At 29.0% G+C, this 15,348-nt stretch carries 14 protein-coding genes; 3 read left to right on the forward strand and 11 right to left on the reverse strand.

From position 1 onward, the window contains the following. Positions 1-127 precede the first annotated feature (127 nt). A complete protein-coding gene (locus tag J536_RS21320; RefSeq protein ID WP_005803276.1) occupies positions 128-1,411 on the forward strand; it encodes a ribonucleotide-diphosphate reductase subunit beta in 1,284 nt (427 codons plus the stop codon). A 120-nt stretch (positions 1,412-1,531) separates the two neighbouring features. Here J536_RS21320 and J536_RS0104775 read toward each other — a convergent pair whose 3' ends face one another. Further along, positions 1,532-1,825 (reverse strand): hypothetical protein, encoded by a 294-nt coding sequence (locus J536_RS0104775; protein WP_002120070.1) that lies wholly within the window; start codon positions 1,823-1,825, stop codon positions 1,532-1,534. Positions 1,826-2,041: 216 nt separating this feature from the next. Then, entirely contained in the window at positions 2,042-2,626 is a 585-nt protein-coding gene (locus J536_RS21325) for a resolvase (RefSeq protein ID WP_032063879.1), read from the reverse strand. 834 nt (positions 2,627-3,460) lie between these two features. On the opposite strand from J536_RS21325, the gene J536_RS21330 reads away from it, so the two are divergent. After that, positions 3,461-4,048 (forward strand): recombinase family protein, encoded by a 588-nt coding sequence (locus tag J536_RS21330; protein WP_032063880.1) that lies wholly within the window; start codon positions 3,461-3,463, stop codon positions 4,046-4,048. A 577-nt stretch (positions 4,049-4,625) separates the two neighbouring features. Continuing rightward, a complete protein-coding gene (locus J536_RS21335) occupies positions 4,626-5,000 on the forward strand; it encodes a hypothetical protein (RefSeq protein ID WP_032063882.1) in 375 nt (124 codons plus the stop codon). A 90-nt stretch (positions 5,001-5,090) separates the two neighbouring features. Here the strand turns inward: J536_RS21335 and J536_RS21340 are convergent, their stop codons facing one another. The 9 genes from J536_RS21340 to J536_RS26265 form a co-directional block, all read right to left on the reverse strand. After that, positions 5,091-5,498 carry a hypothetical protein gene (locus J536_RS21340; protein ID WP_032063883.1) on the reverse strand — a complete coding sequence of 136 codons (408 nt, stop codon included), beginning with the start codon at positions 5,496-5,498 and terminating at the stop codon, positions 5,091-5,093. Between the two features lie 466 nt (positions 5,499-5,964). After that, on the reverse strand, positions 5,965-6,954 hold the full coding sequence (locus J536_RS21345; RefSeq protein WP_032063885.1) for a hypothetical protein: 990 nt from the start codon (positions 6,952-6,954) through the stop codon (positions 5,965-5,967). Then, complete coding sequence (locus J536_RS21350; protein WP_032063886.1) at positions 6,908-8,422, reverse strand: glycosyltransferase; 1,515 nt, start codon at positions 8,420-8,422, stop codon at positions 6,908-6,910. Before J536_RS21350 ends, J536_RS21345 begins: the two co-directional genes overlap by 47 nt. A gap of 10 nt (positions 8,423-8,432) precedes the next feature. After that, positions 8,433-9,482, reverse strand: a complete 1,050-nt coding sequence (locus J536_RS21355) for a YheC/YheD family protein (RefSeq protein WP_032063887.1) — start codon at positions 9,480-9,482, stop codon at positions 8,433-8,435. Further along, the gene (locus tag J536_RS21360) at positions 9,482-10,276 is read right to left on the reverse strand and encodes a serine hydrolase (protein WP_032063888.1); all 795 of its coding nucleotides are present in this window, start codon (positions 10,274-10,276) and stop codon (positions 9,482-9,484) included. The genes J536_RS21355 and J536_RS21360 overlap by 1 nt, the downstream gene beginning before the upstream one ends. 3 nt (positions 10,277-10,279) lie before the next feature. Then, entirely contained in the window at positions 10,280-11,005 is a 726-nt protein-coding gene (locus tag J536_RS21365; protein WP_032063890.1) for a CatB-related O-acetyltransferase, read from the reverse strand. 3 nt (positions 11,006-11,008) lie between these two features. Next, entirely contained in the window at positions 11,009-12,667 is a 1,659-nt protein-coding gene (locus J536_RS21370; RefSeq protein ID WP_032063891.1) for a poly alpha-glucosyltransferase, read from the reverse strand. Positions 12,668-12,782: 115 nt separating this feature from the next. Beyond that, positions 12,783-14,816 (reverse strand): type I secretion C-terminal target domain-containing protein, encoded by a 2,034-nt coding sequence (locus tag J536_RS25890; protein WP_228130719.1) that lies wholly within the window; start codon positions 14,814-14,816, stop codon positions 12,783-12,785. After that, a partial coding sequence (locus J536_RS26265; RefSeq protein ID WP_228130720.1) for a hypothetical protein occupies positions 14,747-15,348 on the reverse strand: 602 nt, incomplete at its 5' end. The genes J536_RS26265 and J536_RS25890, both read right to left, overlap by 70 nt.

Here is a 15,348-nt window from a genome sequence, read left to right on the forward strand (position 1 = left end):
CAAAGGCCCAAAATTTGGTCATGCATCAATAAAACTTAATTTTGTTTACACATTAAAAGCGTATAGTAGGGACATCTTCGTTTAAGAGATGTCAAATATAGATATATACAACGAAGAGAGAACAAAAATGTCTATCCTTAGTTGGGACGATTTTGAAGATGATTCGCAAAAACCGACTACACCTGAACACAAGTCTGCGCCCGTCCAATCGGAAAAAGCGTCAGATTCGCAGAATGTATCTACTGCGCAGCCATCATCGCCGAGCGTGGCAGCTCCACAATCCGCTGGAACCCATTCCGTGCGACCAACAGTTGCCTCCGATACAGTGGCTAGAGCCGCTCAAGCCTTAGAACATTTAGACGTTGCCCCTGGCCTTGAAGAGCTAGAAATGGGTGCTCAACGTGTTCAAGTTGATGACAAAGCCATGATTAACTGTCGTGCGGACTTGAACCAACTTGTACCATTTAAATATGAGTGGGCTTGGCAGAAATATCTTGACGGGTGTGCAAACCACTGGATGCCTCAAGAAGTGAACATGAATCATGACATCGCGCTTTGGAAGTCTGAAAATGGCTTAACTGAAGACGAACGTACCATTGTTATGCGTTCTTTAGGTTTCTTCTCGACTGCGGACTCTTTGGTTGCAAACAACTTGGTATTGGCGATTTACCGTCACATTACTAACCCTGAATGCCGTCAGTACATCTTGCGTCAAGCGTTTGAAGAAGCAATTCACACTCACGCTTACCAATACTGTATCGAATCTTTAGGTATGGACGAAGGCGAAGTCTTCAACATGTACCGTGAAGTTCCATCTGTTGCACGTAAAGCAGCTTGGGGTTTGAAATATACTCAATCTTTAACTGATCCTAATTTCCACACAGGTACGCCTGAAAACGACCAACGCTTACTTCGTAACTTGATCGCATTCTACTGTGTACTTGAAGGGATCTTCTTCTACTGTGGCTTTACTCAAATTTTGAGTATGGGTCGTCGTAACAAGATGAACGGTGTTGCTGAGCAGTTCCAATACATCTTGCGTGATGAGTCTATGCACTTGAACTTTGGTATCGACATGATTAACCAAATCAAGATTGAGAACCCTCACCTTTGGACTGCTGAGTTCCAACAAGAAGTGGTTCAAATGATTGTTGAAGGTACGATGCTTGAAATCGAATATGCACGTGACACGATGCCACGCGGTGTATTGGGTATGAACGCAAGCATGATGGAAGAATACTTGAAATTCATCTGTAACCGCCGTTTATCTCAGTTAGGTTTACCAGAGCAATTTGCTGGTGTAACGAATCCATTTGCGTGGATGTCTGAGATGATGGACTTACGTAAAGAGAAGAACTTCTTCGAAACTCGCGTAACTGACTACCAAACTGGTGGTGCGTTAAGCTGGTAAGTCTAACTTATCAAATCAAAAGAGCCGCTCTACTCGAGTGGCTTTTTTATTGAATATATAGAGAATTAGCAAATCAAAGATTTATTCCACATAAAAGATATTAAAATCAAAATATAAAAATTAACAGGTACATACCCAAAACATATTATAGATAAGGTGAGTTGGCGCTCTTGCAGGATAAGTATCTTTTTCGAAAACCTTATAGGTTCTATTCTTATATTTGATGATCAATAATTCTTCTTTTCGATCAATAACTAAACCAACTTTATAAATAAAATAAAAAGAATCATTCTTATTTATGCGTCTAAATACAAATTGTACTAAATCTTCTTTTTGTATTTTTGAATGATCAACCACTATAAAACCTTCACATATAGAACACTTCCATTTGATTAAATCAATACTCATATCCATATTTCGAGCTACCAAAATTATATAAATAAACCTTAAGTTAATAAATATAACTTTTAATAAGTTAAGATATAGCTAAAGGCCTATACAACAATATCAATAGAAATATTAAAATATCAATATGAATTTAATTTTAAAATTTAAATATTAATTTAATAAGTATTAAATAAAAGTTTAAAACATGATTTAATACTTATTAACAGCAAAATTTTTCATATCTTAATTGTCAGATTTTTTAATTATTCTTTGTATCACTGTCCTTGAGACAGCAAGGTCCTTAGCTAACGAATACACACTAAAACCTTTCTTAAATTTATTAATAACATCCTGTTTTTGATCGTTGGATAATTTTTCAGGTCTACCCCCTTTTCTGGATAAACTAGATTTTTTTTGTCCAACACAATCAATTAAAAAAAGTTTTTCAAAATTAATGCAAATTTCTATAAAGTGGATAAAATTATTTTTAATATCATCTTCAAATTCACAATTAAAATAATCCAATATAATTAATTTAATCTTCTTTCTTTCAATTAATTTAATAGATGATAATATCTCCGTAAAACTACTACCCAAGCAATCAATACCTTTAACTATTAAAAAATCATCTTCTTCTAAAGAATAGTTAATTAAATTAAGAAAAATAGTTCGTAAAGTAATAGGTTTATCTACTGATACTAATTCAAAAATGACTCTATTAGGATGAATTTTATAATCAAAGCTATTTAATAAAGAAATAAAAGATTCTTTCTCTTCTTCAATATTTTCAATACTACAATTTAATCGTATATAAGCATAAATACGCATATCTCCTCCTATTCCTTAGAGTGATGTGAAGAGTATCTATAAAGTAAATTCAAATCAAAATATACTTTTTAGCTCTTCACTTATTGTTTGTTATATAATTAGTTTATTAATTTTAGACTTTTTATATTAATGTAAATATTTTTATATTTCCATAATTTTAAAAATCCCCACACGGAAAAATTTAAACACATATAATATAATAAAATATTATATAATTATTAAAAAATTAGTTGAAAAATACTTTATTTTTTAAAATAAAAAATTTAATATTAAATGAATTATAAATATAAGAAAATATTATTTTTTAAAAAGTATGTTTATAAAGCACAAATAAAAAATTTAAAATTATGATTTAGATCATTTACAAAACACTAAATTAAATAGTTTTAAAACCATGTATTTTATTTTCATTAAAATTAAAAACATAATTAAAACAAAATATAAAAAATAAAATTTATTTAAAATCAATTACATAAAGAAAAACCAACAATTACTAGATTAACCCAATAACAGTTTGTTAAGCTATATATCATTAAATTAATTTAATTAAAAAATAAAACTAGATTTCAATATTATATTTATATTAAATTCATAAATAATTAACTAAGGAGATTATAGAGATGAAAAAAACAAACATCATAGAACTAACAAAATTATTAACTAATATAATAAAGATGATAAAAAAATCTAATAACCAATATAGATTAAAGTATGTATTTAATCTATATGTTTTAAACACTGTATAGTACACTTTTGTGATTTAGTTCATGTTTTTTTTAAAAAAATAAGATGCTAAGATTTGTTTTGTTTTTGTTTAATTTTGGTGTTTTTAATATGCGTACATATGCCTATGTTAGAATAGAGCCTAATTTGCAATTTGAATTTTCTAGATATATCTGCTTTTTTAGCGAGTATGGTTATAAGATTCAAAAGAATAGATTAGTAATAGAAGAAGTATCGGTTGATAAATCTATTATTTATAGAGATAAATTTCTTAATCTTATAAGTTACTCATTAGAAGAAGGCGATACTTTAGTGATAAAAAGCATGGATTGCTTAGGTAATAGTTTTGAGGAAATTTTAAGTATAGTGGATAAAATTGATCAAAAAAAAATCCGACTAATATGCTTGGATTACTCAAAAAATGAAATTAATGGTGACTTAAAAATTTTCTTTCTGCATTTTTTAAAGCTATCAGCTGAATTTGAGAAATTATTTAAGACTGATAGTAAAAAACCAAAAGATCATAAACCTGCAAGAAAAGTTGGTAGACCAGAAATATTAAATAATGAACAAAAAATTAGAGTTATTGAATTGTTCAAAAAGGGCTATAGTGTATATTCACTCGCTAAAGAATTTTCAGTTACAAGAACTGTAATTCAAAGAATTCTAAACAATGCCTCAAAGAGTAATGTATTGTAATTATTTAAATTTTAAACCTATTAAATAGATATGAAATAAAATAATGGGAATGGGAATGACATACATTTTATTAATAAGGGTTAAAATTCTATATATTATGAAATATTAAATCTAAATTAATAAAGTTTTGATATATATACATATATTAAAAGTGCTTGTTGAACTTAAAATTTAATTTATATGATTTATAGTAGCTCTATATTCATTTACCATTACCATATAATTTTATAAGTAATTTTTATTATGATTACTCTTCTCAATTAAACTAGGATGAATTAATCTTACAAATATAAAAACAATTTATTTTCAATTGGTTATAAAAAACATTTTATATAAAAATATAATTTGTATGCATCTGCTATTGATTATATTATATTTACAACGTAAAGTTATTTCCCATGAAACAAATTAAGTTAACTTTTAACAATATCTTGATATTATTAATTTATTTCAAATGTTAGCTTAACAATTTAACCATTTAAGATTTATAAATTTCAGTTTTTTAAAAAAATAGTTTAATGTTTTTCAAACATTATTATGAAAATTTATATATTTTAAAATAAGATAAACCTTTGATATGAATGATATTTTTTGGAATTCTTCAATAGACTCAGCGACAGGTGAGATTTATATTCCTAAAGGACCTGGGCCTTTTCCAACAATTATTATTTTTGATACAGGTTTAATAAAAAATACAAGAACTTATGCTACTTTCTATGCAAAAAAAATGAAAGAAATAGGTTTCTTCGTTTGTATAGTAAAATTAAATTTAGATAAAAAAATAGAAATATGTACAATAATAGAATACATTTTAAGCCAGAAAGAAGTAAATAGCAATACGGTCTACTTAATTGAAATTGAAAGAAATAATTTGATAGATCTCAATATAGAATTATATAGAAATTATTTTCAGGGTATCACTTCAATTAATTACTTTAATTTAAATGATTAATCTTTTTAAAGTGAATTTTCTTAAAATTATTTAAATAAACTATAAGGAGACTAAACTATTAAGGCTTAATCTCCACTAGGTACTTAATTATCAAAAACCATGACTAACGGATGATCTAGAAACATAAATTGAATTTTGTGGGTTTGAATCTTCTACCCAACATGATTTAGAGACATTAACCTCCTCGCCACTTACTAAAGTAATCTTTGTCTGTTTCACATCGCTACTAACATTACTCGCAGCATAGTAATGATGTTTATCACAAATCACTGTCTTCTTATGATTGCTTGCGTATTGGGAAGCCTTATCTGATGTAACCTCTCCCGTACCTAAGCTAGGATGGCCTGATTTTTCTGCTATCAAATACAATTTATGACTAGCGATAGTATTAATAGAAGCTGGTGAATAAACTGATTGATGTCCATATGGTTGATTTACGCACCCAGCTAAAATCAATGTTAAGGAAAATACGATTTGAGTTAGAATTAATTTCTTCACTAATTTTAATCCTCATATTAAATATTTAAAAATCTATTTTTATAAAATCCATTTTAAATTATGAAATTAGGATCATTAACAATAGACATCTTACCAAAATATATTTAAGTGAAATTTAACTTCACTCTCTTAATTTAAAATCAAAAATCAATCTAATTTTGAATTATTTATTAATTAAGAAGAGTCCACATCCTAAAAGGTTGTGGACTTAGTGAATATCACTCAAACCTGAAATACGAGGATATTTATATAATTAACACCCTCAAGATCATATTTACATGAGAATTAGTAACTATCAATTATAAATTAAATAAATTCAAAGCGCTTTACTTTTATTTAAAAAATATCCTTATTTTACAAATAGTTATAAAACAATAATTTTAAAAATGTTTTAAATACATGTTTTAAATACATACAATTTATGTATATAATTAATTTTATAATTTTTTTAAACTTTATTAAAAAATTACAAATTTAAAAAACCTTTCTCATCGGAATTTAGTTTTATACCAGATTCTATTATTGTTTTTTTAAGACATTTAATGATTATTGAAGAATTATAAAAGTTATTATACTTATTTAACGGAAGTAAAAGTTTTTTATCATTTGCTACCAATGATAAATTTGATAAAAAGCTTTTCATAAATATATAGCCAGAGAACGAAATATCTTTAAAAACCAAAGTACCATCAATATATTTACGTTTTTTTATACTATCTGGCAAATTTAATTGACTATCATTCATTTTATTAGACAAAAAAGCTAACCTATACCACAGCTTATTGTAAGGTATTTTGTAAATATTATTTTGTAAACTACTGATATTAATTGGTAAAAGAACTCCGCCCTTTTTATCAATATCATCTTTTCTTAATAATCTTTCCGACCAATTTGCCATACCTTCAAGATACCAACTTGGTTTTAATGGACTATACCCGTATTGATAAAGATGAAATATCTCATGAGCAACAACGGTCCAGTAATTTCCTGGAAAGTTTTTTAATCTACTGTTTAACTTGATCAATAATGCTTTTTCTTTTTTTACCCCATCAAAACTAGGCAAGTAAGGCTTATCATAAGCAATACCATTATAACTTATACTAACCACATGAATATCAATATAATTTACTTCAGATTTATATCGAGGGCTATTAAGAGGATTAACAAAACCTAAATAGTCCAGTGCATCCATAGTTGTATTAGCTTGAATTGCAATATTTTCGACATAATCTGGAATATTATTTTTATTGATATCTGTCTGATCTATTTCATTTAGACTATAGATCACCCTAATTTTTCCAGATTTATAACATTTTTTTTCTTCATTGATCGTCATATTTTTTTTGTCCGCCGCCAAACAAGCCAAGCTCATGAATGAGACCCATAAAAAGAAAATAATCTTTAAAATATTATTTAAATATAATATTTTCCCATAACTTAAAATTATTTTCATCATTGAATCTCCATACAGATTTAGCACAGTTTTTATGGAATAAACTGATTTTTTCTCTATTATTCAATAATTCTATAGTAGTGTTAATAAATTTTTCTGTATCATTATCTTCAACCAGATAACCATTATAGTCATTAACAATCATTTCACTTGGACCATAATCAATATCAAAAGAAATTACTGGACAACCATTTTTTAAAGAATCTAATATAGCCATACAGAATCCTTCAGATCCGCTAGTAAATAACATTAAATCAGCATTTTTGAGTACGGAATTTATATCAGAAACGAAATCACGTAGCCGTACTACACCTACCAAATTTTTATTTTCTATAGTTTTTATTAAGTTTTCCTTTTCAGGTCCAAAACCATAAATATCTAGGGTTGCTTCAGGAATTTTTCTATGAACGTCACTAAATAACTCTATAAGTAGATCTAATCTCTTTACTTTATCAAACCGTGCTAAGCAAACACACTTATATTTTTGTCGGGAATTTAAGCTATCTTCAAATGTTGTTTTTCTATAAAAATGAGGAATAACAGTATAGTTAGGGTAGAAACCAAATCTCTCACCAAAATGATTTTTTTGTTTCTCTGTTAAAAATATGAGATGATCTATTTTCTCTAAATTCTCAATATAACTTTTGTAGTGAGCATTTGCTTTTGAATCTTTTTCTCTAGCTTTTGAGTAATGTGCGGCATGAATAATACCAATAACAGTAGAGTTCTTCTTTTTATTCAATAGTATATTTTTTGCAAAAACAATAGCTCTATCAATAATATAAACTTTATGCTCATCTTCATTAAGTTTAGATATAGTATATTCAAATAGTTCAATTTCTGAACTAAATTTTCGTGAAATTATGCCACCTACTTCATACAGATATAGACTAATAACCTTGCCTTCCTTATTATAATTTCGTGAAAGAACAAGATGATTATTAATATCATAAAAATCTTCTGCTACAATTAATCTATTACTATCTAAAACTTGTGATGAGCTTAAAATCCCCTTTTCATTAAATTTTAATCTTTTAACTATTTTTCCAGATTCAAAAATATTTATATGACTCAAAAGACCTTGCTTATTCTTAACATAATATTTACAGAGTTTATTTCTAGTATCAAAGACCTTAATATTCCCTAAACTATCACTTTCAATATTTTCTTCTTCGATGGTAATTTTACTACTATCTTCTGGATTAAAATCAATTGAAAATTCGCTTTTTTGATAGTAAGAATATAAATTGAAAAAATTAATATTTTTACTTACATCTGAATCTAACAATCTACTTGTATATAAATCCTTATAAAGAAGATTAACCATAGGATTATAGGAAAGAGTACATATATTTACTTTAATTCCATTTCTACTAAATAAATCTGCTCTTTTAATTAGTGCAATTAATAGACCATTTTTTTCCTGCTTAATTGCAGGATAAAGCATATATATACCCTTTTCTTTTAACATTATAATTCTCTTATCTTAGATTTATAGGTAAAAAGTTATTCTTGAAAGGTGGTTTTGCATTTTCTTGCAACCATTCGTAATAATCAACCTGAGCTTTTGCTACTGGATAAGCCATAAATCCAATTCCTGGCCCTGCATTAACTTCAAATATAGCAATATTCCCTTCTTGATCGATACCTAAATCTAAACCTAATGAATCTAAGCGCCATGCATATTGCTTTTGAAAAGCGAGTGGAAATTTTTCGAAAATTTTCTTTATACTTTTATTAATTTTTTCAAATGAGTTTGGATAATACTGCTCTAAAAACAATTTTTCACGTGTTGTGATTAATGCTCCTTGCATACCATTCGTAATATCAATATTTTTATTAATATTTACATAAGGGAAAAATTTTATTAATTTCCACTTACCACCAGCCCCTCTACTAATTTGCATCCGGAAGACTGTGTTTAGTGCATTATTTGTAGAACTGTTGAAATATCTGCTTAGAGAATACCCTTTATTCTTAATTTCTTTATCAAAAAAATTTCTCAATTCATTTTTATTAAACTCATTTTTTCTATCTAACTGTTTTACTATATATTTTTTATCTAAAAACTCGACAGAAAAAATTCCTTTTCCCTGATTACTTGATAAGGGCTTTAATATAACTTTTTTATATTTTTGAATTGCGTCCAATAGATCCTCAAATTCTTTACAGTCCTCAACACTTATCAAAAATTCGTTAATATCTTCAATTTTGTGAAGTTTTAGATCAACATTCTTTTTTGTCCCAATTCTATTTGATGTAAAAGGAATTCTTTCTGCTAATTTTAAATATATTTCCTTATCTTCAGCCTTAACCGCGAGTCTATTTTGAATTACATTAGGAAAGTTAAATTCTTTTTCTAAAACTTTCCCATTTAATATAGTCTTGCCTAACACCTTTTCAGTTTCAAAACATACATCTTTTGCTGTAAAAACATAAGCTTCATGCCCACGACTTTGAGCAACAATGATGAAGATTTCCTCTACATCAGTTAAATTTTTTGCTGGTTTTAAAATTCCAAATACAGACATTATATTACTCCAATTAAATCATTAATCATTTCTTGATCAATCAATCTACTCTGATCATTTTTTGAATACCCTAGACAAGCAATAAGATAATTATTGCGTATCTTTACTATCTGTAAACTATTAAAAACATTTGGAAAAAGTGTCCCTGTTTTAATAAAAATTTTTTCATTAGAATCAAAATCAATATTGATATAATTTTTATTTCTCTGAACAATGATACTTTGGTGACTATAAAATAAAAAAGATTCTATTTTTTTATTTTCTAATATATTAACAACTAGTTTTAATAAGTCATCCACAGTTGTATATTGTTTTCTTTCATATAAGCCATGCGAATTTACAATATTTGTAAGTGTCATCCCCAATTTATTTATTATTTTTTTTGCATGTTCTTCATATGGTATCTTTGTTTTTTCTTCAATTACTTCCTTTAATACTTCAGCACTCGTGTTACTTGATTTAAATATCATATTTTTAAGTAAGTCGTTGATTGTTATAAGATCATTTCCCTGTAAATTATAACCACTTCCTACTATTAAATTACTTTCTTTAACTCTTACAATTTCTCTTAAAGAAATATTTAAATCAAATACTAAAAATAATGTTAATAATTTTATAACTGAACCAGGTACAATTTTTACATTTGTATTCTTAGAATATACTTCAATACTATGTTTATTATCAATAATAAAGATTGATAATGATTTAGCCGAAATTCTCTCAATCTTTTTCATTATTGAGTTAAATTCGGTTAATCCTGTTACTCTAGCATCTAAATTTATAATAGTGTTCATATTTTACTCCACTATTAACTTTTCTAATTCTAATTTTTTAAAATTACTTTTTTGCAAATCAAATTCAATCAAGAAATTTTGAATATTATCTATTTCTAGTCTTTGAATATCTGAAAAACCATATTCCCACCAGGTTGATTTTAATAGTTGATTAATAGTATCTTCATCAAATCTATATTTTATAATTTTTGCAGGATTCCCTCCCACAATAGCATATGGTGGTACATCCTTTGTAACTACAGAATTTGCTGCAATTACAGCACCATTTCCAATGCTTATAGTTGGCTTTAATAATGCCCTTGCCCCTATCCAAACATCATGTCCAATATTTAGTGTTTTTAGTTCAGGATTATTGGGTAATCTTCGGGCATTTTGGTCCATATTATTAATTTCTAAATATTTTTGATAAATTATAAAATTTCGATCATATGTTGTTGCTGAAGTTGTAAGCCATTCGTGAGGATGCCTTAACCCAAGTACTCTCACTCCCTCTGCTATTGAACAATACCGACCTACTTTAGTAGTAATTGGCAATAGAGACCAACTATAAGAAAATGCTCCCATACTCCAAATATTGTTACCAACTAAAAATGCACAAAAAGGTTCAATTTCTACTTTTTCGAGAAAATTAATGTAATCTTTGTCAAGAAATCTTACATTACCATTACGAGTAAAAAATATATTATTTTTACTCATAGTTTCTTTTAGCTCTATATATTGTCTTTTCATATGTCACTCAAAATAGTTATAAAAAGCTACTAACCCCGATAAATTATGCTCTTGATCATCTATTCGTGCTCTAAAACGATCATGTCTAACAAAAAATGCATTTTTAATTTTATCTGGCCTAGCCATATACATTGCTAATTCAGGATAAAAAAATCCTGTAGAACGTTGGAACTCAACTCTATATTTAATTAACTCCTTTAACTCATCAAACTTTGTCTCATTAAATAATTCTTCATAACCATTATCTCGCATATATAAAACCATTTTATATGCCGACATCATCATTTCTAAAAAAGTTGCATAAGCAGTTTTTCTATTTTTAATAAAACTCATATGATTGAGATAATTATTCATTCCAAATCTAAAGTATTTTTCTTCTGGACATATTTTCGTTAATTCATTTGTACAATAACTTAGCCAATGATCATGATATTTATCATATTTCTTTATAATAAAGTTATCAAACATTAGCTTAACAGTATCTAATAAATCTTTGTTTTTATTAATTTGATATAAGCGTAAAAGCCCTAACGCAGCTTCACCATCATAATATACAATTCTGAATTTTTCTTTTACACTTAATGATGGGTAATTTAAAATATGACTAGTTTGTCCATTTTCATCAATCATATATTGTATCCCTTTTGCTAGCATTTCAGCATATTTGAGATACTTATCCTTACCAGTTATTTCTTGATATTTAGCAAGCATAAATATTGTAGTTGCATTTGACCCTAATTTTATTTCTAAATCTTTTTCTCCATCAATCATAAATCCTTTTTCTTCTACAATTTTATAAAATTTTTCGAAAGCATACTCCATAGATTTTTCAATTTTATCTAAATATTTCTTATTAAAATCTACTTCCAATGTTTCTAATAATGCATATAGAGATGTACAATGTCTGACCGTATTATAACTTTTAATTTCTCTATCATAAGCTGGAAAATAACCATAAACAAATCGCCCATCATCCATAATTTGGTTATATAAAAATTCCGAATTTTTAATTATAAGATCTCTAACCTCAACCTTAACATCATCAGATTTATATCTTATTCCATTTGTTGGACCACCACTCTGCAAATTAATAAAATTTCCATTCTCATAAAAAGCAGATACTGTATTAAAAACCCATACTTTTTTTATATCATCTAGTTTAAACATTTTAGTAATATTTTTATATTTAACTTTTATTGCATCATTAAGATTTTTTTCATCAAAAAAATTAGGTTTATCATATGAAATACCTTTTATAATAGCTTTGCCATATATCTCTTGCTCTAAAAAACATATGTGGAATTTATCATCAAAGCTAACCCCTTTCCTATAGTGATTATTATGATCTTGATTTAAAATATTAAAATTAACTTCACTCCAGCTCTCTTCACTAATATTACATGCAATATCTATCTTAAAAAACTTAGGTATTTCTCTATTTTTAGAGTATAACTTATCCAAAAATGAATATATTCTTTTTAATACTGTATTAAAATTTTTATCAAAAGTGTTCCATACTTCACATCGTTTTTTATCACTACCAATAGATAAAAAAACACATAAACCATTTTCATATTCAGAATGATTTTTTAATTGGATTAGCAACCAGCTTTTTAATTTTTCTTTGAATTCCTCAAATTTACTATATGTATTAATTTCCATATTATCACTTCAAAAAATCTTTTAACTTATTATAACATATCATATTTAATTTAAAAATTATTTAAATAAAATAAAAAGAGGATCCGCAGATCCTCTTTTTATTCAAACAATCAAATTAAAATAATATTTGACTATTTTGTAATAACTCATCAATCGTAGTATTAGTATTTTTAAGAGTTAATATTTCTGTAGAATTATAAGAAGTTCCACTTCCATCTCTATCTATACTAATTACTGTATCACTACCTACTTGTGTAGCAGTTACATATTGACCGATATTTGTATTATTAACAGATTGACCTGATAATAAACTACTTATATCGATTTTATCTCCTTCTGCTTTATTAAAATCACTCCAAGTATCTGAACCGTTTCCACCTGTAGGATCTGTAGCATTAAGAAGTTTAAATATAACTGTATCTGCACCAGTACCAGTTGTATAAACATCATTTCCTGATGTACCAGAAATTAAATCATTTCCAGTACCAGTTTCATAATGTCTACCCAAATTAATTGTTAATGTAGCAACATTACTTTCATCACCATTCGCAGCTATAAGTTTATAATTAAAACTTGTAGTTTGACTTCCGTCCGCTGTGGCATTTGGAGTAAATGTATATGTACCGTTTGCAGCAATGCTTAATGTTCCATTACTGTAAACTAAAGTTTGACCAGTAGCTTCAACAAATACACCCGCTGCATTTTCTACAAATAATTTAGTACCTACACCGCCTGTTACATCAGTGCCATTGCCACTATCATCTGTAATTATGTTACCAGTTGCTGGAGTAAATTCTCCAGAAGCAGTAAATACATCATAATGTGTCAATGTTGGTTGAACTGAGGTTTGTACTGTTGTGCTATTAGTACCATTAATAAGGAATGATTCATTACTTTCTGTACTTGTATATACAACACGCCATTGAGTCGCCACACTATCCGCTGGTATTGAATAACTACTATTAATGATTGTAGCATTCGAACCACCCAAGAATGGATGACTGTAAGTCGTAGTTGGTGACACATATACAGTTTGCCAGCTGCCACTTACAAATTTTTGTACGCTATAACCGAAGGTATCATTATTAGCACCCGATGAATCAGTTGTAGTTACTTTAATAGATAGCACAGCAGAAGCATTTGGATCTACGGTAACAACATCTGAAGTATCTGTACCAGGATTACGCGTATAAGTGTAACCACCAAATAAGCTACCACTACGAGTAACCGAAGCCGTCATTGAACCAAGATCTGCCGATTTTGTTTCAACAAAGTTTTTGTAATCTACTTGAGCAGCATTGATATCATTAGTAGCAACTAAATCAACTGTACCATCTAAAGTAGGATCCGTTGGCCAATTAATGTCTACTTGAGAACTATCAATTCGAATGTTGAGATTAGCAGTTGCTACATTTCCATCAACATCTTGAATTGTATAAGTAAACGTATCGACTTTACCTACTGAATTAGGAATTTCCGGATTTCGGATGTATTCATAATTACCATCTTTATCAATATAGAGGTCACCATAAGCTCCTTCTATTTTTTGGAAACCATTCACAGATTGATCTAGAGTTAAGGTATTACCTGTTTCAGAGATTACTTGTGTAACAACTAAAGGCTGACCTTCCGGATCAACATCCGCCACATCACCAGGACCTTCAGGAACGATGACGTTACCACTTACAACAACCTCACCATAATCGGTTGCTACACCCCCTGATGGAATTGTTAAAGTTGGGAAGCCTAAACCTGTAAAGTTAAGTCCTTGGTCATTTGTCATGACGATGGCATATTGACCTTCAGGTAAATCATTAATCGTGGTGCCACCTGTATAGAATCCTACAAGTGCTGCAAAAGCAGTTCCGGCATTTGGAATATGCTCATAAAGCTCATATTGACCAGTGTTTTCATTCAAACGAAGAACATCGAGGCCTAAACTCACAATACCTGCACCCAAATACAAACCACTGATATCAATATTGAAATCTTGAAGTGTTCCTTGAGGAACTTCTACTTGCAAGGCATTGTTCACAGCCCATGTCCAGTCGAGAATCAAACCATCGTAAGAAGGTAAAACTACAGATGTCTTAGATTGTGTAGGTACTGGGCTTGTGGTTGGATCGATATTGGCATCAAGCGTTGCCAAGTCATCATTCGCAACCAGATCAGAGTCAGAGTCGCTGTCGCTATCAGAATCACTGTCGGAATCAGAGTCGCTGTCGGAGTCAGAGTCGCTGTCAGAGTCAGAGTCGCTGTCGCTATCAGAGTCGCTGTCGGAATCAGAGTCACTGTCGCTATCAGAATCGCTGTCACTGTCGCTATCAGAATCGCTGTCGCTATCAGAGTCACTGTCGCTGTCAGAATCGCTGTCGGAGTCAGAGTCAGAATCGCTGTCTGAGTCCGAGTCACTGTCGGAATCAGAGTCGCTGTCAGAGTCCGAGTCGCTGTCAGAATCCGAGTCGCTGTCAGAGTCACTGTCGCTATCAGAATCCGAGTCACTGTCAGAATCCGAGTCGCTATCAGAATCCGAGTCGCTGTCAGAATCCGAGTCGCTGTCAGAGTCACTGTCGCTATCAGAATCCGAGTCACTGTCAGAGTCCGAGTCGCTGTCGCTATCAGAATCTGAGTCACTGTCAGAATCGCTATCAGAGTCTGAGTCGCTGTCAGAGTCAGAATCG

Source organism: Acinetobacter sp. 809848 (genome assembly GCF_000581275.1).
GTDB lineage: Bacteria > Pseudomonadota > Gammaproteobacteria > Pseudomonadales > Moraxellaceae > Acinetobacter > Acinetobacter pittii.

What these genes read in the sequence shown, in the direction of transcription:
- J536_RS21370 (WP_032063891.1), bottom strand. Translation starts at nt 12,667, where the DNA reads ATGGAAATTAATACATATAGTAAATTTGAGGAATTCAAAGAAAAATTA.
- J536_RS21355 (WP_032063887.1), bottom strand. Translation starts at nt 9,482, where the DNA reads ATGTCTGTATTTGGAATTTTAAAACCAGCAAAAAATTTAACTGATGTA.
- J536_RS21365 (WP_032063890.1), bottom strand. Translation starts at nt 11,005, where the DNA reads ATGAAAAGACAATATATAGAGCTAAAAGAAACTATGAGTAAAAATAAT.
- J536_RS21350 (WP_032063886.1), bottom strand. Translation starts at nt 8,422, where the DNA reads ATGTTAAAAGAAAAGGGTATATATATGCTTTATCCTGCAATTAAGCAG.
- J536_RS21325 (WP_032063879.1), bottom strand. Translation starts at nt 2,626, where the DNA reads ATGCGTATTTATGCTTATATACGATTAAATTGTAGTATTGAAAATATT.
- J536_RS21320 (WP_005803276.1), top strand. Translation starts at nt 128, where the DNA reads ATGTCTATCCTTAGTTGGGACGATTTTGAAGATGATTCGCAAAAACCG.
- J536_RS21345 (WP_032063885.1), bottom strand. Translation starts at nt 6,954, where the DNA reads ATGATGAAAATAATTTTAAGTTATGGGAAAATATTATATTTAAATAAT.
- J536_RS21360 (WP_032063888.1), bottom strand. Translation starts at nt 10,276, where the DNA reads ATGAACACTATTATAAATTTAGATGCTAGAGTAACAGGATTAACCGAA.
- J536_RS21335 (WP_032063882.1), top strand. Translation starts at nt 4,626, where the DNA reads ATGAATGATATTTTTTGGAATTCTTCAATAGACTCAGCGACAGGTGAG.
- J536_RS21330 (WP_032063880.1), top strand. Translation starts at nt 3,461, where the DNA reads ATGCGTACATATGCCTATGTTAGAATAGAGCCTAATTTGCAATTTGAA.
- J536_RS0104775 (WP_002120070.1), bottom strand. Translation starts at nt 1,825, where the DNA reads ATGGATATGAGTATTGATTTAATCAAATGGAAGTGTTCTATATGTGAA.